The sequence below is a fragment of the Agromyces capsici genome (genome assembly GCF_058349965.1).
This window is the reverse complement of sequence record NZ_JBYRET010000001.1, coordinates 1,190,746-1,213,521: the sequence shown is the minus strand read 5'-3', so window position 1 is coordinate 1,213,521 and position 22,776 is coordinate 1,190,746. Positions and strand designations below refer to the sequence as shown.

Genomic DNA, 22,776 nt, shown 5'->3' with positions numbered 1-22,776 from the left:
GCTGCCTAGAAGTTGTTGATGACCGACGCGAACACGAGGTCGATCTTCGCGGCATCCGACGCGTCGAACCACTGCCCGCCGGTCGCCCCGGCGATCCGCTCCAGTGAAGCGGTGTCGGCGCCCTCGCCGTAGGCGATCGCGAAGATCCGCACCGGGGCCGCGCCGTCGCCCTCCCGCGAGGATCCGCCGATCCTCGTGATCAGCGAGTCGATCGAGATCGTCGAGTCGGTGTCCTGCCCATCCGAGAGCACGACGATCGCGTTGATGCGTCCGGGTTCCGCGCGAGCGGACATCTCGTCGTACGCGGCGGCGATCGCGTCGTACAGCGGCGTGCCCTGGCGGTTCGCGTAGCGCAGGTCGTCGATCGACCCGCTGAGCGACTCGCGGTCGGACCCGAGCACCGAGACGTCCCGCAGCACGATCAGGTTCTCGCCCGCCGTCGAGTCCACGCCCGTGGTGAACGCCCACATGCCCACCTCGTCGGTGCCGCGGAAGTGGCCGAGCGTCGCCTGGGCGCCATCGATCGCGCCGTCGAGCTTCGACCGGCCGTCTCCGATCGGCTCGTCCATCGAGCCGGACACGTCGATGAGCTCGAGCACCGACGACGGCTTGCGGATCTGCGCCCACTGGTCGAGCGCGGCCGACACCACGTCGACGCCCGGACGGGGCAGCGTGACCGCCGGTCCCGCGGGATCGACGCCGTACCGCTCGGTGAAGAGGTCGCCGAGCGGCACCGACTCGTCGAGCGGCCGGAATCCGTAGTCCGGCAGGATCCGCTGGGCCGGCTCGGTGGCGAGGAACTCGACGAATGCCTGCCCGGCGGTGCGCTGGACGTCGGTCACCCAATCGGCGCCGAGCACGGTGATGGGATTGTCCGACCACATCGACCCGCCAGACGGGTAGATCGCGACGAGCTTCTCCTTCGGCGGCGTCAGGGTCTCGCCGGGCTGCACGGTGTGCGAGTCGGGGTTGCCCTGGTTGTAGTTGAGCATCGAGGTCTCCTCGAGCGCCACGGCCGAGACGTAGCCGGAGCCGCCCGCGCCGTGCTGCGTCTCGTCGTAGAGCGTCGTGAGCACCTTGCCGGTCGTGTCCCCGTAGTGGATGACGCACTCCTCGAACACCCGCGAGAATTCCTCGGCGGCCGCGACATCCGCTGCGGTCAGGTCGGACGTCTTGCCGGATGCCTCGTACGACTGCATCAGGATGGCCGACAGGCCGGTCGTCGACGTGTTCGGGTTGGTCTTCGAGATCTTGAACGAGCCCCAGATCGGCTTGCCCGCGCTGCTCCAGCCGTCCGGGTCTGCGCAGAGCGCTTCGAGGTCGGAGATGCCGATCTCGGCGTCGGGCCAGCCGAGGGCCTTCGCCATCGTCTCGGGCATGGCGAAGATGATCGGCGTGTGCGTGAACGACACGGGTTCGCCGACGAGCGAGGCGGATGCCGCGGCCGCGACCCGCTCGGTCCACACGGTCGAGGCGGGCGACCAGAGCGTCGGCCAGCGCCGCGCGTCCTCGTCGGGCCAGTCGCCGCCCGCGGTGAGGAACCGCGTGGCGTCCCCCGACGACACGTTGACCGGCCGCACCGTCGCGCACTCGTCGAGCGCGGCGTGCTCGGGCGACTCCTTGAACGCCGCGGCCAGGGCGTCGAGCATGTTGACCTTCTCGGAGGAGGTCGCGACGACGACGCTCGTGCAGCCGTCGTCGGCGAAGTCGCCGCCGTCGATCGGGCTCGTGTCGATGTCGTCCTGCCCGAACGTGCACGCGCTCAACGCGAAGGCCATCGCGGCGACGACCGCCACCGCGAGCCCGGCGCGAACCCCCCGGCGAGACGTCGACGCGATCGCGGGTTGAGCGGCCGTGCGCCGCGGAACGGGTGCCATGTGAACAGGGTAGGTCTCGCGAATACCGATCGCATCACTTCCCGGGCGGACCCGCCGTGCTGCCCACGATGAGCGCGGGCTCGAGGACGGTGCGCACGTGCGGCCCGTTCGATCCGCGCATCCGGGCGAGCAGGAGGCGACCCGCCTCACGGCCGACCTCGAGGCTGCGGTCGTCGATCGTGGTCAGGTCGATCAGGCGCGCCCGGGCGAGCGAGGTGTTGTCGTATCCGACGACGGAGAGGTCGTCGGGGACCGAGCGTCCGAGCTCGCGCGCGGCACCGAGTGCGCCGAGTGCCATGGCATCGTTCGCAGCGAAGATCGCGGTGATCTCGGGATGCACCCGGAGCAGCTCCCGTGCGCTCAGGTACCCGGCGACTTCGGTCGCGGCGGGGACGGGTGAGGCGAGCACGGGCTCCCGCCCGGAGCTGAGGACTGCCGTCGTGAAACCGTCCGCTCGAGCGCGCCCGGATCCGCCGTCGACGGGGAGGTGGCCGATCCTCTCGTGCCCGAGCGCGATCAGGTGCTCGGTCGCCAGCCGGGCGCCGCGGTCGTCGTCGTTCGCGACGGCATCCATCGCCGGCGGAATCGACCCGCGCGTTCCGGCGACCACCACGGGCGGAGCACCGGGCGTTCGCAGCGCGTCCGGCACCTCCATCGCGGCGACGATGCCGTCCGGGCGCGCCGACAGCAGCCCGTCGACGGGATCCTCGGCGACCGACGCCGTCGCGATCTCGACCACGCTCAACCGGTAGCCCTCAGGGGCGAGCGCGTCCTGCAGGCCGCGCACGAGATCCACGAACCACGGGTTGGTGTAGTCGTCGATGAGCAGGCCCACGCCGTGGGTGCGGTGCGCCGCCAGCGACGCGGCCGCGCGGCTCGGCCGGTAGCCCAGCCGCTGGATCGCCGCTTCGACCTCGCGACGCGACGCATCGCTCACGCGCGGCGACCCGCGGAGGACGAGCGAGACGAGCGACTTCGACACGCCCGCGGCTGCGGCGACGTCGTAGATCGTGGGGCGTCCGCCGGCCATCCGTCCTCCTGATCTCGATTAACTTTGACAGGACATTTACACAATACTACAGTGTCGTTGGAGCGCTCCACTTGCGCTCCTCACCGCACCGGCGCCGTGGAGGTGGCCGGTCCCGTCTTCCACTGGAGGAGAATTGAGCACCACCGACATCGGCGTCGCCGTGATCGGAGCGGGCATGGCCGGCAAGGCCCACGCCGCCGCGTACCGGAACGCCCCGGCGACCTACGAGAGCATCCTCCCGCCGGTGCGCCTCGTCTCCATCGCCGACGCGTACGAGCCGCTCGCCGAGTCCGCCGCCCGGCGCTTCGGATACTCCCGCCACGACACGTCGTGGCAGGCCATCGCCGAGGCCGACGACATCGACGTCGTGTCGGTAGTCGTGGCCAACCACTTTCACCGCGAGATCGTCGAGGGTCTGCTCGACGCCGGCAAGCACGTGCTGTGCGAGAAGCCGCTCTCCGATTCGATCGACGACGCCCGGGCGATGGCGGATGCCGCCGGCGCGGCCGACTCGCTCGCGCGCATCGGGCTCACCTATCGGCGCGCTCCCGGCATCGCGTACATCCGCGAGCTCATCCAGACCGGGGTGCTCGGCGATGTGCTGCACTTCAGCTCCCGCTACTGGACCGACTACGCCGCCGACCCGCGCATCGGCTTCAGCTGGCGCTTCGCGGGCCCTCAGGGCTCGGGCGCGCTCGCAGACGTCGGCAGCCACGTCTCCTACCTGGCCGAGTTCCTCGGCGGCGACGTCACGGATGTCCGAGGCGGACGCTTCAGCACCGTGATCGCCGAGCGTCCGAAGCCGCTCGGCGCGGTGTCCGGGCACGGTACCACCGCGGTGAGCAACGAGACGGCGACCGTCGAGAACGACGACTACGCGACGTTCTCGCTCGGCTTCGCGAGCGGCGCCGCGGGCACGGTCGAAGTCTCGCGGGTCGCCGCCGGCCACGCGAACGACCTCACGCTCGAGGTCTTCGGCTCGAAGGGCGCCGCGCGGTTCGACCAGGCTCGCCCGGCCGAGATCCATCTCTACCTCGCGGAGGGACCCGTCGAGCAGCGCGGCTACCGCACGGTCGCGCTCGGCACGCCGCACCCGTACGTCGCGGGCGGCCTCCCGATCGACGTCTCCGGCGTCGGCTTCGGCCAGAACGAGGGCTTCCTGTTCCAGGCGCGCGCATTCCTCGAGGAGATCGCGGGCATTCCCGAGTCGGATTCGCTGCCGCGGAACGCCACGTTCGAGGAGGGCCTGCACAACATGCTGATCCTCGACGCGGTGGCCAGATCTGCCGCGCAGGGCGGCGCGTGCGTGAAGGTGGGTGCGTGACGATGCGACTCGGACTGTACAACGCGATCCTGCACGACCGGAGCCTCCCCGAGGCGATCGAGGTCGTGGCCGGCCTGGGCCTGACCGGCCTCGAGATCAACACGGGCGGGTTCCTCCCGGCGGTGCATGTGCCGACCTTCGACGACATCCTCGAATCCGACGCCGCGCGCGACGACTTCCTCGGGATCTTCGAGGGCACCGGGGTGTCGGTCGCCGGCCTGAACTGCAACGGGAACCCGTTGCACCCCGACCCCGCGATCGGTGAGAGGCACGCCGAGGACGTGCGCCGTGCCATCCGTCTCGCCGAGCGCCTCGGCCAGCACCGCGTGGTGACGATGTCGGGCCTCCCGGCCGGCGAGCCCGGCGGCCGCCGCCCGAACTGGATCGTGAACGCGTGGAACTCGGCCGCGCTCGACGTGCTCGACCACCAGTGGAAGATCGCGGCCGACTTCTGGCGCGAAATCGACCGGCTCGCAGGCGATCACGACGTCAAGGTCGCGCTCGAACTGCACCCGCAGAACATCGTGTTCAACTCGGCCGACGTGCACAAGCTGATCGAGCTGACCGGCGCGACCAACGTGGGCGTCGAGCTCGACGCATCCCACCTGTTCTGGCAGCAGATGGACCCGGTCGCGGTCGTGCGCCATCTCGGCGGACTCGTGTACCAGGCCGCCGCCAAGGACGTGCGCGTCAACCCCGAGACCGCCGCGCTCTACGGCGTGCTCGACAACCGGTTCCGCCGACTCTCCCCCGACGAGCCGCGCACGAACCTCGGTGGCGACGAGTGGGCCAACGAATGGCCGAAGCCGGCCCCGTGGGACTTCGTGGCCCTCGGCAAGGGCCACGACGTGGCCTTCTGGACCGAGTTCCTCCGAGCCCTGCACGAGGTCGACCCCGACATCTACGTCAACATCGAACACGAAGACGTCGAGCTCGGCCGCATCGAAGGCATCGAGGTCGCTGCGAAGGTGCTCAAGGACGCCGACGCGGCGCTCAGCGCGTCACTGAGCTGAGCACGGGCACGAAGAAGCGGGCGGGGCGCCACCGGCATGGCGCCCCGCCCGCAGTCGTGTGCCCGGAGCGTCAGGGCGCCGGGACGAGGATGTCGCGCACGAGCGCGTCGAGCGCGGCATCCGCCTCGAGGAACTGGCGCAGGGTGCGCCGGGTCGCACCGAAGTCCGCGAACTCGTCGACGGACATGCCCTCGGGCTCGTAGGCGCGGCGGAACTCGGGCACCTTCTCGAGCAGCGTCGCGATGATGCCCGGGTCGACGGGTCGGTCGATCCGGTGCTCGACCGGGATGCCGTTCTCGTTGATGCGCAGCTGCCAGTCGAAGGGCGGCGAGACGACGAGGTCGCCGCCGAGCAGCTCCGACCACTGCATGTGGTTGCGGAACGCGGCCGAGAGCACCCGTGAGCGGTAGCCGCGCTCGACGAAGAGCGCGTGCGCGCGCTTGAGCGCGGCGACGCCGGCCCACTCGAGGACGCCGGGGTCGATCAGGATGCGGTGCCGCTCGACCCACGCCTTGAGCCAGTCGTCGAGGCGCCCGCCCATGATGGTCACGACCGAGCCGAACTCGCGCTCGGGCAGGCCCGCGGCCGCGCGGCGGTCGAGCCCGCGCTCGATCGCCTCGGCGACGGCGAGCGCCTGCGGCACCGTGAACGAGACCGTCGCGTTGATACTGACGCCCCGGAAGGTTGCCTCCTCGATCGCGCGGATGCCGGTGGCGGTGGCTGGGATCTTCACGATGATGTTCTCGGCGAGCGCCGAGAACCGCACGGCCTGCTCGACGAGCGCGTCGGCGTCGCGGTGCAGGCGCGGGTCGGTCTGGATGGAGAGGCGTCCGTTGCGGCCGCCGCTCTCTCGGAATGCCGGCTCGAGCAGGCGCGCCGCCTCGATCGAGAGCTCCTCGACGACCCTCCAGCCGAGCTCGGACTCCCCCGCGGTCGGGTGCTCCTGGGCGAGCTGCGCGATGCGCGGACCCCAGGTCGCGAGGTCGCTCCGGATGGCGGCGAGCGCGATGACCGGATTGCAGGTCGCGCCGACCGCGCCGAATTCGATCGAGCGAGCGAGTTCCCGCGGATCGGCGGAATCGTTCCAGAGGCTGGTCGGGGTGGTCTTCGCGGCGATGCGAAGGGGAAGCGTCGCGACGTCGAGGGTCGGTGCGTCGGTCATGGGATCTCCAAGTGGTCCGAGAGGTGACGCCCCGCGCGTCGGTGCGCCCGTCGGCAGTTTAGACAGTATGTTCGGACATTACAACTAATGACAGATCGGATGGCGGGTCCCGCCACGCGATCGACCTGACATTGTCCCCCGATGGAAAGGCCTGATATTGTCTTGACATCATGTCGCGATGGCCGCGGCAGGAGGGATACGCATGGCGGAACCGAACCAGACGCTCCCGGTCGACCTCTTCATCGACCTCGACCGCGCGGGGCCGGTGCCGCTCTACTTCCAGATTTCGAGCCGCCTCGAGGCAGCCATCCACGATGGCCGGCTCCCGCCCGGCTCCCGCCTGGAGAACGAGGTCGCGCTCGGCAACCGCCTCGGCCTCTCGCGACCGACCATCCGCCGAGCCATCCAGGAGCTCGTCGACAAGGGCTTGCTCGTGCGTCGGCGCGGCATCGGCACGCAGGTCGTGCACGGCAAGGTGAGCCGCAGCGTCGAGCTCACCAGCCTCTACGAGGATCTCGAGCGCACCGGCCAGAAGCCCGAGACGAGGGTGCTCTCCATGGAGATCGGCGAGGCCGACGAGCGCATCGCCGAGGAGCTCGGCGTCGATCGCGGCAGCTCGGTGCTGCACATCAAGCGGCTCCGCTCGGCCGGCGGAGTGCCGATCGCCATCCTCGACAACGTGCTGCCTGAGGAGTTCACCGACCTCGACCTCGGTGACCTCTCCAAGCACGGCCTCTACCAGTTGATGCGCGCGCGGGGCGTGACGATGCGGGTCGCCAAGCAGCGCATCGGCGCGCGCGATGCGACGAGCCAGGAGGCCGGCCTGCTCGACATCCCCAAGGGCTCGGCCGTGCTGACGATGTCCCGCACGGCCTTCGACAACTCCGGCCGCGCCGTCGAGTGGGGGCAGCACTGCTACCGCCCCGATCTGTACTCCTTCGAGATGACGCTCGTCGAGCGCTAGCCGCAGTCCCGCACCTCGACCCGCCGCCCTTGCGCCACGCGCGCGAGGGCGGCTTTTCGTGGTCCGACGATCCTTCTACGTAAAAATGTCAGGACATACTGTTGACCTTTGCTCAGAGCATGTGTACGGTGAGCGTCACACAGCCCGGTTCTCATCGGAGAGGCCGGCCCCACGGAGGGACACAACGAAGTGATTGCAACCCGAATCCGCCCGGTCGCGGCCGTCGCCGCTCTCGCGGGCGCTGCCGCCCTGGCGCTGACCGGCTGCACCGCCGGCGCCGAGACGAGCTCGTCGGAGTCCGGCGGCCTCGAGTCGGGCTTCGGCTCCCGGTCCGACGCCCGCGATGCCTACTTCTTCACGTACTACAACCCCGCCAGTGACGTCTTCTGGGCGCAGATCCTCAACGGCGCCGAGGACGCCGCCGAACTCGGCGGTCTCGAGCTCACGCACCAGACGGCCGAGGGCGACCCCGACAAGATGGTCGACCTCGTCTCGACCGCCATCGCGACCGAACCGTCGATCATCTTCATGCCCTTCAACGAAGGCGAGAAGTGGGTGGAGGTCGCCTGCGACGCCGCCGATGCCGGCATCGAGGTCATCGCCTTCAACGTTCCGGCACCGGAGAGCGCCGCCGACTGCGTCTCGGCGTTCGTCGGCCAGGACTTCTTCGAGGTCGGCACGCTGGTCGGCGCCCGGCTGCTCGAGGAGGTCGACCTCCAGGCCGGCGACAAGGTGCTCTTCCCCGCCGAGGAGCCCGAGCAGAACTACGCGATCCAGCGCGGTGGCGGCGTCCAGGAGACGCTCGACGAGGTCGGTGCGACCGGCGAGTTCCTGCGCACCTCGGGTGCTGACGAGGAGGCGCTCAACTCGATGACCGCCTGGCTCACGGCGAACCCCGACGTGAAGGCCATCACGCCGCTCGGCGGCACGCCGCACCGCAACGTCGTCGCGGCCATGGCCGCCGCCGGCGTCAGCGTTCCCGTCGTCGGCTTCGACACCTCTCCCCAGGTGATCGACGGCATCAAGAACGGCGACATCATCGCGACTGCCGACCAGCAGGGCTACGTGCAGGGCTTCCAGTCGGTCATGCAGGGCGTGCTCTGGCTCGACTTCGGCCTCGCTCCCGCGAACATCAATTCGGGCGGTACCGGTCTGATCGACGAGAGCAACGTCGCGTTCCTCGAAGAGGACGACCTCCAGGGCGTGCGCTTCTAGCACCCTCCGGCCGAGGGGCGATCCGCCCGGTCGCCCCTCGGCCCCCCTCACTCCACTGATCGTCGCAGCAGCGACCCACAGAAAGCGTGACCATGTCCCAGACGAAGAACGCGCCGACGGAGCAGCACGAACAGCACGTGCTGACGGCGCCGCTGAACACCACCTCCGTCGCCACCAGATCGAAGACCCTCGCCGACTCGGTGCCCACCACGTTCGGCGAGAAGCTCCGCGACACCATCCGCTACACCCGCGGTCGGGGCTCCCTCGAGATCGGCATCATCTTCCTGGTGGTGCTGATCGGGTTCATCATCGCGGGGCTCGTCGCCCCCTCCTCGTTCCCGTTCCTCTCGCCCAACAACCTGTCGGGCGTGATCTCGCAGAGCATCCCGGTGCTCGCACTGCTCGGCATCGCCGCCGGCATCCTCATGATCGCCGGCGAGTTCGACCTGAGCCTCGGCGCCAACCTCGGTTTCAGCGCCATCGTCTTCATCCGCGTCTCCGAGGCCGTCGGCTGGGGATGGGGTGTCGCAGCGGGTCTCGCCAGCGGCGTCGGCATCGCGCTGATCAACGGCCTGATCGTGGTCGTCACCAAGATCCCGTCGTTCATCGCGACGCTCGGCATGGGCTTCTTCTGGGTCGGCGCGAGCTTCTTCGTGAACGGAACCTCGCCGGCCATCCTGAGCGGTGCCAAGGACGACGTGCTGACCAACCTGTTCGTCGGGGACTTCGGCGTCTTCCGCGCCCAGCTCCTGTGGCTCCTGGTGATCGGCGTCGTCGGCTGGCTGTTCCTGCACCGCCACAAGCTCGGCAACCACATCTTCGCGGTCGGCGGCAACGCCTCGGCGGCGAAGGCGATCTCGATCAACCCGAACAAGGTGAAGCTCCTCGCGTTCGGCATCTTCGGCGCACTCGTCGGCTTCGCGGGCATCCTCATCGCCGTCCGCACGACCTCGATGCAGCCCGGCTCGACCGTCGACTACACGCTCATGGCGATCGCCGCCGCGGTCGTCGGCGGCACCTCGCTCCTCGGCGGCCGCGGCACGATCCTCGGCATGATCATCGGCGCCGCGCTCATCCGCATCATCGAGAACGGGCTGATCCTCGCCAAGGCGCCGGGCTTCTACATCCAGCTCTTCGTCGGCCTGATCATCGTGGTCGCCGCCATCTTCAACAAGCTCATGGAAGGAAAGGCGTCATGACCGAGACGACCGCCACCACCGAGGAACTCCTCCGCGTCGAGGGCGTCACCAAGCGGTACGGCGCGAACACCGTGCTCGACGACGTCTCGTTCACGATCGGCAAGAACGAGGTCGTGGGCCTGCTCGGCGACAACGGCGCCGGCAAGTCGACGCTCGTCAAGATCATGAGCGGCGTCGTGCCGATGACCGGCGGCGCCTACTTCTGGGAGGGCGAGCGGTACGACAACATCAACCGCCAGAAGACCGAGGAGCTCGGCGTCGAGACGATCTTCCAGGACTCGGCCCTCGTGCCCCAGATGTCGATCACGCGGAACATCTTCATGGGCCGTGAGATCACCAACCCGCTCGGCCTCATGAAGATGAAGGAGATGGACCGGATCACGACCGACATCCTCGACACCGTCGTCACGATCGAGGGCATCAAGAGCGCCAAGCAGCTGGTCGGCTCGCTCTCGGGCGGACAGGCGCAGGCCGTCGCGATCGCCCGGGCCGTGCACTTCAAGCGAAGCCTGCTGATCCTCGACGAGCCGACCTCGGCCCTCGCGGTCCGCGCGACCGAGGCGCTGCTCTCCTACCTCCGCCAGCTCAAGGGCGAGGGCGTCAGCTCGGTGCTCGTCACGCACAACCTCCACCACGCCTACCAGGTCTGCGATCGGCACATCGTGATGAACCACGGTCGCAAGATCCTCGACGTGCGGCGCGAGGACACGAGCGTCGAGGAGCTGACGGCGGCGGTCGTCGAGGGTGCTGTCGGCGTGGAGCGGTTCCGGGCGGGAACGTTCTGAGCTGCGTTCGACATTCGTCGCGAGGGAACGGCCGGGGGCGACCCCGGCCGTTTTCGCGCGCGGCTCGACGGCGCTTGTCGCGGCATGCGATCTTTGCTATATTGTCCTGACAAATAGACGATGCCGTCGGATGCTCCGGCGGTCGACACCCGCGAAGGAGCGCTCATGTCGCATCCGCCCCTCATCACGAACGCGGTGGCGGTCTCCCTGCCACCGCTCGGCAACGGACCCTACAACCGCCGCATCGGCCTCATCGCGGTCATCGCCACCTTCGGCGGCCTGCTCTTCGGGTACGACACCGGCGTGCTCAACGGCGCCCTCTCGTTCATGGTCGACTACTTCGGCCTCACGCCCATCGAAGAGGGCATGATCACGTTCGTGCTCCTCATCGGCGCGGGAATCGGCGCCTTCTTCGGCGGCCGCATCTCCGACGCGATCGGCCGGCGCACCAACATCATCATCCTCGCGGTGCTGTTCTTCATCGGCGCGGGCGGCTGCGTGATCGCGCCGACGTACGAGGTGCTGCTGATCTTCCGCTTCATCCTCGGCCTCGCGGTCGGCGGCGCGTCCGTGACCGTGCCCGTGTACCTCGCCGAGGTCGCGCCGTTCGAGAAGCGCGGCTCGCTCGTCTCGCGCAACGAGCTCATGATCGTCTCGGGCCAGTTCCTCGCGTTCCTCATCAACGCGATCATCGGCAACATCTGGGGCGGCAATGAGAACGTGTGGCGCTACATGCTCGCGGTCGCGGTGCTCCCGGCGTTCGTGCTCTTCTTCGGCATGCTCCGGATGCCGGAGAGCCCACGCTGGCTCGTCGCGAAGGGTCGCGACGACGAGGCGCTCACCGTGCTCCGCACCGTCCGGTCCGAGGAGCGCGCCGTCGCCGAGATGGACGAGGTGCGCGAGCTCTACGCCGTCGAGAAGGAGGAGCAGTCCGGCACCTGGGCCGACATCCGCTCGCAGCGCTGGATCCGCCGCCTGCTCTTCATCGGCATCGGCATCGCCGCCTACCAGCAGCTCACCGGCATCAACTCGATGATGTACTACGGCACCCAGGTGCTCGAGGAGGCCGGCTTCAGCCGCAACGCCGCGCTGAGCTTCAACGTGCTCAACGGCGTCGCCTCCGTCGGGGCCATGCTCGTCGCGCTCGCCATCATCAACAAGTTCAACCGGCGCACGCTCATGATCTTCGGGTTCATCGGCACCACGACGGCCCACCTCGCGGTCGGCACCGTCGGCACGGTGCTGCCGCCCGACAACCCGGTGCGCCCGTGGTTGCTGCTCCTCTTCATCATCGCCTTCATCGCGATCATGCAGGGCACCATCGGCCCGCTCGCCTGGCTCATGATCGCCGAGATCTTCCCGCTCAAGATGCGCGGCCTCATGATCGGCATCACGGTGCTCGTGCTGTGGGCGACGAACGCGACCATCTCGCTCGTCTTCCCGTCGCTCGTCGAGGCGCTCGGCTTCGGCACGTTCTACCTGTTCGCCGCGGTGGGGCTGCTCGCGCTGCTGTTCACGGTGACGAGCGTGCCGGAGACCCGGGGCCACACCCTCGAGGACCTCGAGGAGCATTTCAAGGTCAAGTACGCCACCGACTGATCGAGGGGTACGACGAAGGGGGCCGGATGTCGCATCCGGCCCCCTTCGTGTGTCCCCGGGACGGGCCCGCCCCACCGCCGCGCCAGTTCGGCACGCTGTGCGCCACGGCGGCTGCTCGCGCCGGGCGTGCCACCGCGTGCCACCGGCCCACTGCGCCAGTTCGGCACGCTCTGCGCCACGTCGGCCGGTGCGGAGGCCGTTGAGGTGGAGCACGGGGCGGCACGGGGCGGCACGGGGCGCCGCCGGCGCTCAGGCGGCGGGCACCACCCAGCCGCCGACGCGGTTGCTCTCGACCGCAGCCTCGAGGATCGCGAGCGTCGCGAGCGCGCCCTCGATCGGCACCGGCAGTGGCGAACCCGTGCGGAGCGCGTCGACGGTGCCGCGGTAGAACGAGCTCCAGTCGCCGCGCTCGCGCGGCACCGACGATCGCGTGCCGTCGGGGCGGTGCAGCACGCCGGCACGGGCGGGCGGCTCGACGCCCCAAGCGGAGTCGGCCGGCGAGATCCCATCGAGCACCTGCTCGGTCTGGATGTCGAGGCCCTCGATCACGAGTGAGCCCTCGGAGCCCGTGAGCCGGAATCGCGGGTAGTCGCCCGCCTGGATGCTGTTCGCGGTCACGCGGGAGCGGAGGCCGGACTCGTGCTCCAGGACGAGCAGGAAGCCGGTCTCCAGCGGGAACCCAGGCGTGCGGTCGACCACCGCGAGCACGCGAGCGACCGGGCCGAACACCTCGCGGACCTGGTCGACGAGATGGCTGCCGAGGTCGAGCAGGTAGCCTCCGCCCGTCGAAGTCTCGGCGACCCACGGCTCCCAGCGGTCGAGGTTCGACTCGCACGAGCGGACCTCGCCGACGAGCCCGTCGGCGACGGCGCGGGCGATCGTGAGCGCCTCGGAATCCCAGCGCCGGTTGTGGAACACGGTGAGCGGGACGCCGCGCGACGCTGCGTGGTCGGCGAGCGACCGCCCCTCGTCGAGCGTCATGGCGAACGGCTTGTCGCTCACGACGGCGACGCCGGCGTCGAGCAGTTCTCGCACGACCGGGCCGCGCGACTCGGGCGGGATCGAGACCGTCACGAGGTCGACGCCTGCGGCGACGAGCTCGGTGACGGAGTCGAACGCGGGCGGCGCGGAGACGCCGAGATCGCCGGTCAGTTCCAACCGGCGATCCGGTGATCGAGTGACGACGCCCGCGAACTCGACCCCGTCGAGCGCAGCGATGAGTGGGGCGTGGAAGTACCGTCCGCCGAAGCCGTACCCGACGAGGCCGACCCTCATGCGCCCGCGCGCTGGATGAGCTCGCGCAGGCGCGAGAGCTGGAACCGCGAGACCTCGTCGGCGGTCTCGTCCTCGGCGAACACGTTCGACACGATGAGGGCGTCGTCGCGGTCGAGGTATCCGGTCGATGCGAGCGTGCCGAACAACTCGGCCCAGTCCACGTCGCCGTCGCCGATGCGCAGGTGCTGGTGCACCCGCGCGGCATTGCCGGGCGGGTTCGAGATGTACCTGAGCCCGTGCGAGCGGTGGTGGTCGAACGTGTCGGCCGTGTACACCGCGCCGAGGCGGTCGCCGAGCTCGGGGATCAGCGTCGTGGCCCGGTCGCCGTAGTGGAACGTGTGCGAGGCGACGTAGACGAACCCGACCGACGGCGAGTTCAGGCCGCGGATGACGCGCCAGGCCTCGAGCCCGTCCTCGACGAAGTCGTCGGGGTGCGGGTCGATGTTCAGCCGCAGGCCCTCCCGCTCGATGCGCGGCAGCAGCACCTCCATCGACCGGTAGAACGCGTCCTCCGAGTCCTCCGACCGCTCGGGCCGCCCGCTGAACTCGGTGTTGATCACCGGGATCTCGAGCTGCACCGCGAGCTCGATGACCCGCTGGAAGTTCCGCACGGCCGCCTCGCGCTGGGGCTCGTCGGGCCACGAGATGCGGTGCACCGGCAGGATCGCCGGGATCCGCACGCCCGCATCGGCGGCGCGCTTCTTCAGTGCGGCGACCAGCGCGTCATCCGCCTTGGGGTATCGGAAGAACGGCGTGAAGTCGACGTGCGGCGTGAGCTGCATCGCGTCGTAGCCGAGTCGCGCGACGACGTCGGGGAAGTCGAGCAGCGCGTGGTCGTGGTGGAAGGGCGTTGGGTCGAGGGCGATCGTCACCATCTGCGGGTCTCCTCCGGTCTCGGGCGGGCAGCTCAGGCGTAGAAGGCCGGGCGCTCGGGCAGCTCGACCGGGATGACGCCGCCGTCGAGGGCCTTGACGCCGGCCTCGCAGGCGACGGCCACGCGATAGCCGTCCCAGGCGTTCGGGCCGTCGATGGTGCCGCGCGCGACCGCGTCGACCCACCGCTGGATCTGCGCGTCGTACGCTGAGGCGAAGCGGGTCTTGAAGCTCTGGTGCTCGGCGATCGAGAAGCGGCCGTCCTTCCAGGCCTGCAGCCCCGACGGCTGCCCGATGCGCGCGAGCGACGACTCGAAGACCGCCTCGGTGGCGACCTGGTAGCCGAACTGGATCGAGACGTTCATCTCGACGTCGACGAGGACGCCGTTCTCGAGCTCCATGAGCACGAGGATCGGCTCGCGCAGGTGGTCGGGCGAGAGCGCGTTGCGGCGAGGGTACTTCACCTCGACCGAGCGGATGTCGCTGCCCGCGAGCCACGGCACGACGTCGAACTCGTGGACGACCGAATCGTTGATGAGCATCGGCTGCGTGTACGTGTCGGGCACCTGGCCGTTGCGGTGCACGCAGCGGAGCATGACGAGCTGGCCGGCGTCGCCGGAGTCGATGAGCTGCTTGAGCTGCTGGTACTCGGCGTCGAAGCGGCGCATGAAGCCGACCTGGATGTGCGGGCGGTCGAGCTTCTGCTCGGCCTCGAGCACGCGCCACGACGACTCGGAGTCGGGTGTGAGCGGCTTCTCGCAGAGGATCGGCAGTCCCGCGGCCAGTGCGGGCATGAGCACGGGCTCGTGGAACTGGCCCGGTGTCGCGATGAGCACCGCGTCGAGCGCGTCGGCGTCGAGGGCGTCCTCGATGCGCGAGAACGCGCGCGATCCGGGTGCGGCGGCGGTCGCGGCATCCGCTCGCCCGGCGTCGGGCTCGACGATCGCCGAGACCGTGGCGCCGCTGATGCGGTGCGTGATGCGGGCGACGTGGTCGGCGCCCATGAGGCCGGCGCCGACGACGCCGATGCGGAGATCGGTGCTGGTCATGGTGGGAGCTCCTTCGCTGGTCGGGGGTGCGACGACGGGTGCGGCGAGGTCAGTCGACACGGGCGGCCTCCGTCGTCTCGAAGATGTGATCGATCGTGCGCTTGGCGATCGGGAACGGGCGGTCGACCGAGCAGCCGTACATGTCCTGCTCGACGATGCCGAAGATGTTCGGGTCGATCCGGGCGACCCGCTCGATGATCGGGCCGAACTCGGGCACTCCGCCGGGGGTGCCCGGCTCGCACATGATGTCCATCGTCACGGCCTCGGCGAACGGCACGTCGTTCTTCAGCACGTCGAAGAGCAGCGTGGTGTCGACCTGCTTGAGGTGCAGGTAGCCGATGCGCTCCGGGTAGGCGTCGATCAGCGCGAGGTTGTCGCCGCCGTAGTACGAGAAGTGGCCGGTGTCGAGGCACAGGTTGGTGTACGCGGCATCCGTCTCGTGCAGGAACCGCTCGACCTCGCGGTACGTGCCGACGTGGCTGTCGGCGTGCGAGTGGAACTGCTGCTTCATGCCGAACTCCTCGAGCAGTGCCTTGCCGAGGCGGTCGTGGCCGGCGGCCAGTCGCTTCCACTGCTCGTCGTCGAGCGTGCGCGACTCGAGCACCTCGCTCGTCGCGTCGCTGCGCCACAGGTCGGGGATCACGACGAGGTGCTCGGCGCCGAGCTTCGAGGCGAGCCCGGCCACCGCGAGCGCCTGGTCCCACGCGCGCTGCCATTGGTCGTCGCCCTTGTGGAAGCCCGTGAACACCGTGCCGGCGGAGAGCTTGAGTCCGCGCGAGCCGAGCTCGTCTGCGAGCTGTTCCGGGTCGGTCGGCAGGTAGCCGTACGGCCCGAGCTCGATCCACGTGTATCCGGCCTCGACGACCTCGTCGAGGAACCGCTGCCACGGCACCTGGTTCGGGTCGTCGGGGAACCACACGCCCCACGAGTCGGGTGCGGTGCCGATGCGGATGCTGTCAGCCACGTCGTCTCTCTTCCTCATCCGAGCAGCGGACGCTGCTTCGCCTTGTCGACGAGGTACGCCTGGTAGGCGGTCCTCGTCACTTCGATCTCGGCCTCCGGGGCCACGGGAACGTCCCACCAGCCCTCGCCGTCGGGCGCGTACACGAGCGGGTCCGACTCGAGGTGGATCACCGTCGACCGGTCCGACGCCTTCGCCGTCGCGAGTGCGGCCTGCAGGTCGCGGATGGCGCCGGGCCTGGGCTCGACCTCGATGACGTCGACGCCGTACGAGCGGGCGTTCGCGGCGAGGTCGATCGGCAGGACCTGCTCGCCCTGGAAGTTGCGGGTGCCCTCGTCGTAGGTGCGGTACCAGGTGCCGAACCGGTCGGAACCCACCGTCTCGGAGAGGTGCCCGATCGACGCGTATCCGTGGTTCTGGATGATGACCACGATGATCTTCAGGCCCTCGGCCACGGCGGTCACGAGCTCGGTGTGCAGCATGAGGTACGAGCCGTCGCCCACCATCACGATGACGTCGCGGTCGGGTGCTCCGCGGCGCACGCCGAGGCCGCCGGCGATCTCGTAGCCCATGCACGAGAAGGCGTACTCGACGTGGTAGCCGAGCGGGTCGCGCACGCGCCAGAGCTTGTGCAGGTCGCCCGGCAGTGAGCCGGCGGCCTGCACGATGACGTCGGTGGGGTCGCTCGCCGCCTGCACGGCGCCGATGATCTCGGGCTGGCCGGGGCGGTCGAGGCCGGATGGCGCGAACGCCGCGTCGACCGCGGCATCCCACTCGCGGTTCTCCCGTTCGATGCGCTCGGCGTACGCCGCATCGACGCGGAAGCCGTCGAGCTCGACGAGCAGCGCCTCGAGCGCCTCGCGCGCATCGGCGATCACCGGGAGCTGCGAGCCGTGCTTGTACGCGTCGAACGCGGCGACGTTGACGTTGACGAACCGCACGTCGGGGTCTTGGAACACGGTGCGGCTCGCGGTGGTGAAGTCGCTGTAGCGCGTGCCGATGCCGATGACGACGTCGGCCTCGGCCGCGAGGCGGTTCGCCGCGGTCGTGCCGGTCGCGCCGATGCCGCCGAGGTACTGCGCGTGATCCCACGGCAGCGCGCCGCCGCCGGCCTGCGAGGTGCCGACGGGGATGCCGGTCGCCTCGACGAGGCGGCGCAGCACGTCTTCCGCGCCCGAGTAGATCACGCCGCCGCCGGCGACGATGACCGGCCGCTTCGCCGAACGGATGGCGGCGACCGCGCGCTCGAGCGGCGCGCGCTCGGGCACGGGGCGGCGGAGGTGCCACTCGCGCTCCTGCAGGAACTCGATCGGCACGTCGACGACCTCGGCCTGCACGTCCTCGGGCAGCGCGATCGTGACCGCGCCGGTCTCGGCGGGGTCGGTGAGCACGCGCATCGCCGCGAGGGCGATCGAGTAGAGCTGCTCGGGCCGCTGCACGCGGTCGAAGAACCGCGAGAGGGGCCGGAACGCGTCGGTCACCTGGATGCCGATGTCGTGCGGCAGCTCGAGCTGCTGCAGCACCGGGTCGGCCACGCGCGTCGCGAACGTGTCGCTCGGCAGCAGCAGCGCGGGCATCCGGTTGCTCGTGGCGAGCGCGGCGCCGGTCAGCATGTTGGCGGCGCCGGGTCCGACGGAGGCCGCCGAGGCGTAGGTGCCGCGACGGCGGTGCATGCGCGCGTACCCGACCGACTGGTGCACCATGGCCTGCTCGTTGCGGGCCTGGTAGTACGGCATGAGGTCGGGCTCGAGCTCGTTCGCCTGGCGCAGCGCCTGGCCGATGCCGGCCACGTTGCCGTGGCCGAAGATGCCGAAGATCCCGGGGATGGTGCGCTCCCGGATGTCGCCGTCCACCGTCCACTGGCGGGCGAGGAACTCGACGAGGGCCTGCGCCACCGTCATCCGCTTGGTCTCCACGGTCGTCATCGTCCTTCCTGGTCGGCGGTGTAGGGCAGGCGCGGGTCGATCTGCTGGGCGTCCCAGCTCGATCGCACCCACGCGTGGGCGGGGTCGTCGCTGATGCGCCACTCGCGCTCGGCGTCGGGGCCCGCCATCACGTTGAGGTAGTAGAGGTCGTAGCCCGGCGCCGCGACGGCGGGGCCGTGGTAGCCGAACGGCACGAGCGCGACATCCCCGGTCTTCACGATGGCGTTGAGCTCGATCTCGCCGGCGGGCGACGTGTAGGTCGCGAACATGCCGAACGGGTCGGCCTGGGCCGGGGCGTCGAGGTCGCGCGCGACCTCGGACTCGAAGTAGTAGATCTCCTCGAGGCGCGACTCGTGGCCGGCCACGTGCTCGTCGTGCTTGTGCGCGGGGTACGACGACCAGTTCTCGGCCGGCGTGATCACCTCGCACACGATGAGCTTCTCGGCGTCGAGGTTGCCGGGCGTGCCGAAGTTGTGCACCTGGCGGCTCGACCGCCCGGCGCCGCGCAGCTCGACCGCGACCTGGTCCTTGGCGATCACGCGAAGCGGGTGCCGCGTGGTCGCGGGCGCCTCGGCCACGGCGATGCGGCCCCGCCCCGTGAGCACGGCCGCGGTGCCGACCGGGAGGTACGCGACATCCGTCGGGCCCTCGAAGACCGAGGTGCGACCCTCGAGCTCGATCGTGCCCGAGCCGTCATCGCCCGTCCATGCGATCTCGCACGAGCCCGCGAGCGGCACGACGATCCGCTCGACCTCGGCGGCGGGCAGCTCGGTCGAGCCCCCGTCGCCGAAGTCGGCCACCCGCAGGCCGGTGTGCGCCCAGCCGGGGAGCGTGGCGTCGACCACGCTCTCCCAGCCGTCGCGCGTGAGGGCACCGCGGGGGCGGAACCAGGGGCTCTGCTCGGGCATCGCCGGGATCACTCCTTCGTGAGGCGCACGCGGTGCGTGCGCGGTGTGTCGATCGTCTCGCGTCAGTCGTTCTTCGGGAACCCGAGGTTGATGCCGCCATGGGTAGCGGGGTCGAGCCAGCGCGAGGTGATCGCCTTCTGGCGCGTGAAGAAGTCGAAGCCCTGGATGCCGTAGGCCTTCGAGTCGCCGAACAGCGAGTCCTTCCAGCCGCCGAAGGAGAAGTACGCGACCGGCACCGGGATCGGCACGTTGACGCCGATCATGCCGACCTGGATCTCGTTCTGGAAGCGCCGCGCGGCCCCGCCGTCGTTGGTGAAGATCGCCGTGCCGTTGCCGAACTGGCCGGAGTTGATGAGGTCGACGCCCTCCTGGAAGCTCTCGACGCGCACGACCGAGAGCACCGGGCCGAAGATCTCCTCGGTGTAGGCGCGGCTCGTGGTCGGCACGTTGTCGAGCAGGGTCGGGCCGAGCCAGAAGCCGTCGGCGGCGCCGTCCACCTCGATGCCGCGGCCGTCGACGACGACGGTCGCGCCGTCGGCGGCGGCGATGTCGATGTACGAGGCGACCTTGTCGCGGTGCTGCTCGGTCACGAGCGGGCCCATGTCGGGCTCGCGACGGCCGTCGCCGACCCGGAGCCGGCCGATGCGCTCGGTGATCTTCTCGATGAGCTCGTCCGCGACGGGCTCGACGGCGAGCACGACGCTGATCGCCATGCAGCGCTCGCCCGCCGAGCCGAAGCCGGCGTTGATGGCCTGGTCGGCGACGAGGTCGAGGTCGGCGTCGGGCAGGACGAGCATGTGGTTCTTCGCGCCGCCGAGGGCCTGGACCCGCTTGCCGTGCTTCGCGGCGGTCTCGTAGATGTACTGGGCGATGGGCGTCGAGCCGACGAATGAGATCGACTGCACCTCGGGGCTCGTGAGCAGGCCGTCGACGGCGAGCTTGTCGCCCTGCAGGACGTTGAACACGCCGTCGGGCAGCCCCGCCTCCTTCCAGACCTCGGCCATCCAGATCGCGGCCGACGGGTCCTTCTCGCTCGGCTTCAGCACGACCGTGTTGCCGGCCGCGATCGCGATCGGGAAGAACCACATCGGCACCATGGCCGGGAAGTTGAAGGGGCTGATGATGCCGACCACGCCAAGCGGCTGCTTGGTCGAGTAGACGTCGATGCCGGTGGAGACGTTCTCGGAGTAGTCGCCCTTGAGGATGTGCGGGAAGCCCGTGGCGAGCTCGACGACTTCGAGGCCGCGCTGCACCTCGCCCGCGGCATCCGACACGACCTTGCCGTGCTCGCTCGTGATGATCTCGGCGAGCTCGTGCTTGCGCTCGTTGAGGATCTCGCGGAAACGGAACACGATCGCCTGGCGCTTGGCCATCGAGGTGTTCGCCCAACCGGGGAAGGCGCGCGCGGCCGAGGCGATCGCGGTCTCGATCTCGGCCTCGTCGGCGAGCGCGACCTCCTTGGTCTGGCGGCCGATGGCGGGGTCGTAGACCGGCGCCGTGCGGCCGCTGCGCGAGGCGTGGAGGGCGCCGTCGATCCAGTGGCCGATGACGGGCAGGCCCTCCTCGGCGACGAAGGGGTCGGCGACCGGGAGGTTCTCGGTGGCGTGGCTCATGGTGTTCTCGACTTTCTCTGTCGGTGAGGTCGTGTGGTCTGGTGAGGTCGTGAGGTCTGGCGCCGTCAGGCGTTGGCGGGGGCGTGCACGAGGGCGGCGGCCGTGTCGACCGCCGTCGTGACGTCCCCGTCGGGCGGGTAGATCAGGGTGCGGCCGACGACGAGGCCGCGCACGCCGGGCAGCGCCAGCGCGCGCTCCCAGGCTGCGTACGTCGCGTCGGGGTCGGTGGCGCGGTCGCCTCCGAGCAGCAGCGTCGGCAGCGTCGTGGCGGCCATGACGCGCTCCATCTCGTCGACCACGGGCAGCTTCATCCACGTGTACGCGGAGCTGTCGCCGAGGCCGGACGCGATGGCGACCGAGTTGATCACCGAGTCGGCGTCGAGGATGTTCGTCGCCGCGCCGTCGCGCCATTCGCTCATGAAGGGCTCGAGCATGATCGGGACCCGGGCCGCGGCGGCGGCCGAGACGGCGCGCGCGTTGGCCTCGAGCGTGTCGGCCGTGGCCGGGTCGCCGAGGTTGATGCGCAGCAGCGTCTTGGCGAAGTCGAGGCCGTCGCGCACGATCGACGGGATGTCGTAGCCCGTGAAGCGGTCGTCGTACTCGAACGCCGCGCCGCGGAGGCCGCCGCGGTTCATCGAACCGACGACGACCTTGCCGTCGAGCGCGCCGAGCAGCGCGAGGTCGTCGATGATGTCGGGCGTGCCGAGCACGCCGTCGACTCCGGGCCGGGAGAGCGCGAGCGCGAGCCGGTCGAGCAGGTCGTACCGGTCGGCCATCGCCATCGGCTCGCCGCCGACGCCGAGCGCACCCCGCGCGGGGTGGTCGGCTGCGACGATGAACAGGCGGCCCGCATCGGAGAGCAGCTGGCGGCGGTCGCGTCGGGCGAGCGCCTCGGCGATGCGATGGGGCTCGTGGGCCCGGATGTCGCGGAGCTCCTCGTACCGCTCGGGGGCGAGGAATCGGTCAGCGCGCGGCATGGGTCGCCCCCTCGAGTGCGGCCTCGACCTCGGCGGAGGAGGGCATGGCGGTCGAGCACTCGCGTCGCGAGGCGACGATCGCCCCTGCGACGTTGGCGAAGCGGATGGTGCGCTCGAGGTCCCATCCCTGGAGCAGGCCGTGGCACAGCGCCCCGCCGAAGCCGTCGCCGGCGCCCAGGCCGTTGACGACCTCGACCGGGAACGGCGCGACCTCGACGGTCTCGTCGCGCGTCTTGGCGAGCACGCCGCGCGGGCCCTGCTTGACGACCGCGATCTCGACGCCGCGCTCGAGCAGCGCGTCGGCCGCGCGGTGCGGGTCGGTCTCGCCGACGGCGATCTCGCACTCCTCGCGGTTGCCGACGGCGACCGTCACATTCGGCAGCGCCCGCTGCACCTCGCGTGTTGCGTCGGCCGGCGAGTGCCAGAACATCGGCCGGTAGTCGAGGTCGAGCACCGTGTGGCGCCGACGCTGCCGGGCGGTCCAGGCGACGTGGTGCGCCGACCGGCTCGGCTCCTCGGAGAGGCCGGTCACCGTGGCCCAGAAGACGCCGGCATTGTGGATCGCGTCGAGGTCGAGCGACTTCGCGGTGATCGCGAGGTCGGGCGCCTTCGGCTTGCGGTAGAAGTACAGCGGGAAGTCGTCGGGCGGGAAGATCTCGCAGAACGTCACCGGCGTGAGCAGGTCGTGCTCGACGCCGACGAAGCGGTCGGAGACGCCGAGCCGCGTGAGTTCGCGGCGGACGAAGCGGCCGAACGGGTCGTCGCCCGTGCGGGTGATGACCGCCGTGGGGTGCCCGTGCTGCGCGGCCGCGATGGCCACGTTGGTCGCACTGCCGCCCAGGTACTTGCCGAAGGTCTCGACGTCCTCGAGGCCCACGCCGTCCTGGAGCGGGTAGATGTCGACGCCCACGCGACCCATGGTGATCACGTCGAAGTTCGAAGTCGTGGTGTTCATACGCCGGTGTAGAACTCTCTCGATCGGATGGTGCGGATGGTCGTGGTGTTCATGGTAGCTATGTCCTAACAAA

At 70.1% G+C, this 22,776-nt stretch carries 19 protein-coding genes; 7 read left to right on the top strand and 12 right to left on the bottom strand.

The window, feature by feature from the left end; translation table 11 throughout:
• Positions 1–5: 5 nt before the first annotated feature.
• Together AC3RKB_RS05860 and AC3RKB_RS05855 are read right to left on the bottom strand one after the other, a co-directional pair.
• Entirely contained in the window at positions 6–1,877 is a 1,872-nt protein-coding gene (locus tag AC3RKB_RS05860; protein WP_491435074.1) for a substrate-binding and vWA domain-containing protein, read from the bottom strand.
• A 34-nt stretch (positions 1,878–1,911) separates the two neighbouring features.
• Complete coding sequence (locus AC3RKB_RS05855; RefSeq protein ID WP_491435073.1) at positions 1,912–2,907, bottom strand: LacI family DNA-binding transcriptional regulator; 996 nt, start codon at positions 2,905–2,907, stop codon at positions 1,912–1,914.
• Between the two features lie 175 nt (positions 2,908–3,082).
• Between AC3RKB_RS05855 and AC3RKB_RS05850 the strand changes: the two genes are divergently transcribed.
• Both AC3RKB_RS05850 and AC3RKB_RS05845 read left to right on the top strand, forming a co-directional pair.
• Positions 3,083–4,231 carry a Gfo/Idh/MocA family protein gene (locus AC3RKB_RS05850; RefSeq protein ID WP_491436764.1) on the top strand — a complete coding sequence of 383 codons (1,149 nt, stop codon included), beginning with the start codon at positions 3,083–3,085 and terminating at the stop codon, positions 4,229–4,231.
• A 2-nt stretch (positions 4,232–4,233) separates the two neighbouring features.
• Positions 4,234–5,244, top strand: coding sequence for a sugar phosphate isomerase/epimerase family protein (locus tag AC3RKB_RS05845; protein ID WP_491436763.1), 1,011 nt, complete (start codon positions 4,234–4,236; stop codon positions 5,242–5,244).
• Positions 5,245–5,314: 70 nt separating this feature from the next.
• Here the strand turns inward: AC3RKB_RS05845 and AC3RKB_RS05840 are convergent, their stop codons facing one another.
• Complete coding sequence (locus AC3RKB_RS05840) at positions 5,315–6,406, bottom strand: transaldolase family protein (protein WP_491435072.1); 1,092 nt, start codon at positions 6,404–6,406, stop codon at positions 5,315–5,317.
• A 202-nt stretch (positions 6,407–6,608) separates the two neighbouring features.
• Here AC3RKB_RS05840 and AC3RKB_RS05835 point away from each other — a divergent pair, with 202 nt between their 5' ends.
• The 5 genes from AC3RKB_RS05835 (at position 6,609) to AC3RKB_RS05815 (ending at position 12,168) form a co-directional block, all read left to right on the top strand.
• Positions 6,609–7,370: a GntR family transcriptional regulator gene (locus AC3RKB_RS05835; protein ID WP_491435071.1), complete on the top strand. Its 762-nt coding sequence runs from the start codon at positions 6,609–6,611 to the stop codon at positions 7,368–7,370.
• A 189-nt stretch (positions 7,371–7,559) separates the two neighbouring features.
• Positions 7,560–8,585, top strand: coding sequence for a substrate-binding domain-containing protein (locus AC3RKB_RS05830; RefSeq protein WP_491435069.1), 1,026 nt, complete (start codon positions 7,560–7,562; stop codon positions 8,583–8,585).
• 92 nt (positions 8,586–8,677) lie between these two features.
• The gene (locus AC3RKB_RS05825) at positions 8,678–9,784 is read left to right on the top strand and encodes an ABC transporter permease (RefSeq protein WP_491435068.1); all 1,107 of its coding nucleotides are present in this window, start codon (positions 8,678–8,680) and stop codon (positions 9,782–9,784) included.
• Positions 9,781–10,569: an ATP-binding cassette domain-containing protein gene (locus AC3RKB_RS05820; protein ID WP_491435067.1), complete on the top strand. Its 789-nt coding sequence runs from the start codon at positions 9,781–9,783 to the stop codon at positions 10,567–10,569. The genes AC3RKB_RS05825 and AC3RKB_RS05820 overlap by 4 nt, the downstream gene beginning before the upstream one ends.
• A 165-nt stretch (positions 10,570–10,734) precedes the next feature.
• Complete coding sequence (locus AC3RKB_RS05815; protein WP_491435065.1) at positions 10,735–12,168, top strand: sugar porter family MFS transporter; 1,434 nt, start codon at positions 10,735–10,737, stop codon at positions 12,166–12,168.
• 249 nt (positions 12,169–12,417) lie between these two features.
• On the opposite strand, the gene AC3RKB_RS05810 is transcribed toward AC3RKB_RS05815, so the two are convergent.
• The 9 genes from AC3RKB_RS05810 to iolC form a co-directional block, all read right to left on the bottom strand.
• A complete protein-coding gene (locus AC3RKB_RS05810) occupies positions 12,418–13,443 on the bottom strand; it encodes a Gfo/Idh/MocA family protein (RefSeq protein ID WP_491435064.1) in 1,026 nt (341 codons plus the stop codon).
• Positions 13,440–14,318 (bottom strand): sugar phosphate isomerase/epimerase family protein, encoded by an 879-nt coding sequence (locus AC3RKB_RS05805; RefSeq protein ID WP_491435063.1) that lies wholly within the window; start codon positions 14,316–14,318, stop codon positions 13,440–13,442. The genes AC3RKB_RS05810 and AC3RKB_RS05805 overlap by 4 nt, the downstream gene beginning before the upstream one ends.
• A 32-nt stretch (positions 14,319–14,350) precedes the next feature.
• Positions 14,351–15,364 (bottom strand): Gfo/Idh/MocA family protein, encoded by a 1,014-nt coding sequence (locus AC3RKB_RS05800; RefSeq protein ID WP_491435061.1) that lies wholly within the window; start codon positions 15,362–15,364, stop codon positions 14,351–14,353.
• A 49-nt stretch (positions 15,365–15,413) separates the two neighbouring features.
• Positions 15,414–16,346 carry a sugar phosphate isomerase/epimerase family protein gene (locus AC3RKB_RS05795; RefSeq protein ID WP_491435060.1) on the bottom strand — a complete coding sequence of 311 codons (933 nt, stop codon included), beginning with the start codon at positions 16,344–16,346 and terminating at the stop codon, positions 15,414–15,416.
• Positions 16,343–18,250 carry a 3D-(3,5/4)-trihydroxycyclohexane-1,2-dione acylhydrolase (decyclizing) gene (gene iolD / locus AC3RKB_RS05790; protein ID WP_491435059.1) on the bottom strand — a complete coding sequence of 636 codons (1,908 nt, stop codon included), beginning with the start codon at positions 18,248–18,250 and terminating at the stop codon, positions 16,343–16,345. Before iolD ends, AC3RKB_RS05795 begins: the two co-directional genes overlap by 4 nt.
• On the bottom strand, positions 18,247–19,158 hold the full coding sequence (iolB, locus tag AC3RKB_RS05785) for a 5-deoxy-glucuronate isomerase (RefSeq protein ID WP_491435058.1): 912 nt from the start codon (positions 19,156–19,158) through the stop codon (positions 18,247–18,249). Before iolB ends, iolD begins: the two co-directional genes overlap by 4 nt.
• Before the next feature lie 62 nt (positions 19,159–19,220).
• Positions 19,221–20,771 carry a CoA-acylating methylmalonate-semialdehyde dehydrogenase gene (locus AC3RKB_RS05780; RefSeq protein WP_491435057.1) on the bottom strand — a complete coding sequence of 517 codons (1,551 nt, stop codon included), beginning with the start codon at positions 20,769–20,771 and terminating at the stop codon, positions 19,221–19,223.
• A 65-nt stretch (positions 20,772–20,836) separates the two neighbouring features.
• Positions 20,837–21,748 carry a Cgl0159 family (beta/alpha)8-fold protein gene (locus AC3RKB_RS05775; protein ID WP_491435056.1) on the bottom strand — a complete coding sequence of 304 codons (912 nt, stop codon included), beginning with the start codon at positions 21,746–21,748 and terminating at the stop codon, positions 20,837–20,839.
• A complete protein-coding gene (iolC, locus tag AC3RKB_RS05770; protein WP_491435055.1) occupies positions 21,735–22,703 on the bottom strand; it encodes a 5-dehydro-2-deoxygluconokinase in 969 nt (322 codons plus the stop codon). The genes AC3RKB_RS05775 and iolC overlap by 14 nt, the downstream gene beginning before the upstream one ends.
• Positions 22,704–22,776 lie beyond the last annotated feature (73 nt).

Excerpts from the sequence above, each read along its gene's own strand:
- AC3RKB_RS05860 (WP_491435074.1), bottom strand. The coding sequence starts at position 1,877 with ATGGCACCCGTTCCGCGGCGCACGGCCGCTCAACCCGCGATCGCGTCG.
- AC3RKB_RS05855 (WP_491435073.1), bottom strand. The coding sequence starts at position 2,907 with ATGGCCGGCGGACGCCCCACGATCTACGACGTCGCCGCAGCCGCGGGC.
- AC3RKB_RS05850 (WP_491436764.1), top strand. The coding sequence starts at position 3,083 with ATGGCCGGCAAGGCCCACGCCGCCGCGTACCGGAACGCCCCGGCGACC.
- AC3RKB_RS05845 (WP_491436763.1), top strand. The coding sequence starts at position 4,234 with ATGCGACTCGGACTGTACAACGCGATCCTGCACGACCGGAGCCTCCCC.
- AC3RKB_RS05840 (WP_491435072.1), bottom strand. The coding sequence starts at position 6,406 with ATGACCGACGCACCGACCCTCGACGTCGCGACGCTTCCCCTTCGCATC.
- AC3RKB_RS05835 (WP_491435071.1), top strand. The coding sequence starts at position 6,609 with ATGGCGGAACCGAACCAGACGCTCCCGGTCGACCTCTTCATCGACCTC.
- AC3RKB_RS05825 (WP_491435068.1), top strand. The coding sequence starts at position 8,678 with ATGTCCCAGACGAAGAACGCGCCGACGGAGCAGCACGAACAGCACGTG.
- AC3RKB_RS05820 (WP_491435067.1), top strand. The coding sequence starts at position 9,781 with ATGACCGAGACGACCGCCACCACCGAGGAACTCCTCCGCGTCGAGGGC.
- AC3RKB_RS05815 (WP_491435065.1), top strand. The coding sequence starts at position 10,735 with ATGTCGCATCCGCCCCTCATCACGAACGCGGTGGCGGTCTCCCTGCCA.
- AC3RKB_RS05810 (WP_491435064.1), bottom strand. The coding sequence starts at position 13,443 with ATGAGGGTCGGCCTCGTCGGGTACGGCTTCGGCGGACGGTACTTCCAC.
- AC3RKB_RS05805 (WP_491435063.1), bottom strand. The coding sequence starts at position 14,318 with ATGGTGACGATCGCCCTCGACCCAACGCCCTTCCACCACGACCACGCG.
- AC3RKB_RS05800 (WP_491435061.1), bottom strand. The coding sequence starts at position 15,364 with ATGACCAGCACCGATCTCCGCATCGGCGTCGTCGGCGCCGGCCTCATG.
- AC3RKB_RS05795 (WP_491435060.1), bottom strand. The coding sequence starts at position 16,346 with ATGAGGAAGAGAGACGACGTGGCTGACAGCATCCGCATCGGCACCGCA.
- iolD (WP_491435059.1), bottom strand. The coding sequence starts at position 18,250 with ATGACGACCGTGGAGACCAAGCGGATGACGGTGGCGCAGGCCCTCGTC.
- iolB (WP_491435058.1), bottom strand. The coding sequence starts at position 19,158 with ATGCCCGAGCAGAGCCCCTGGTTCCGCCCCCGCGGTGCCCTCACGCGC.
- AC3RKB_RS05780 (WP_491435057.1), bottom strand. The coding sequence starts at position 20,771 with ATGAGCCACGCCACCGAGAACCTCCCGGTCGCCGACCCCTTCGTCGCC.
- AC3RKB_RS05775 (WP_491435056.1), bottom strand. The coding sequence starts at position 21,748 with ATGCCGCGCGCTGACCGATTCCTCGCCCCCGAGCGGTACGAGGAGCTC.
- iolC (WP_491435055.1), bottom strand. The coding sequence starts at position 22,703 with ATGAACACCACGACTTCGAACTTCGACGTGATCACCATGGGTCGCGTG.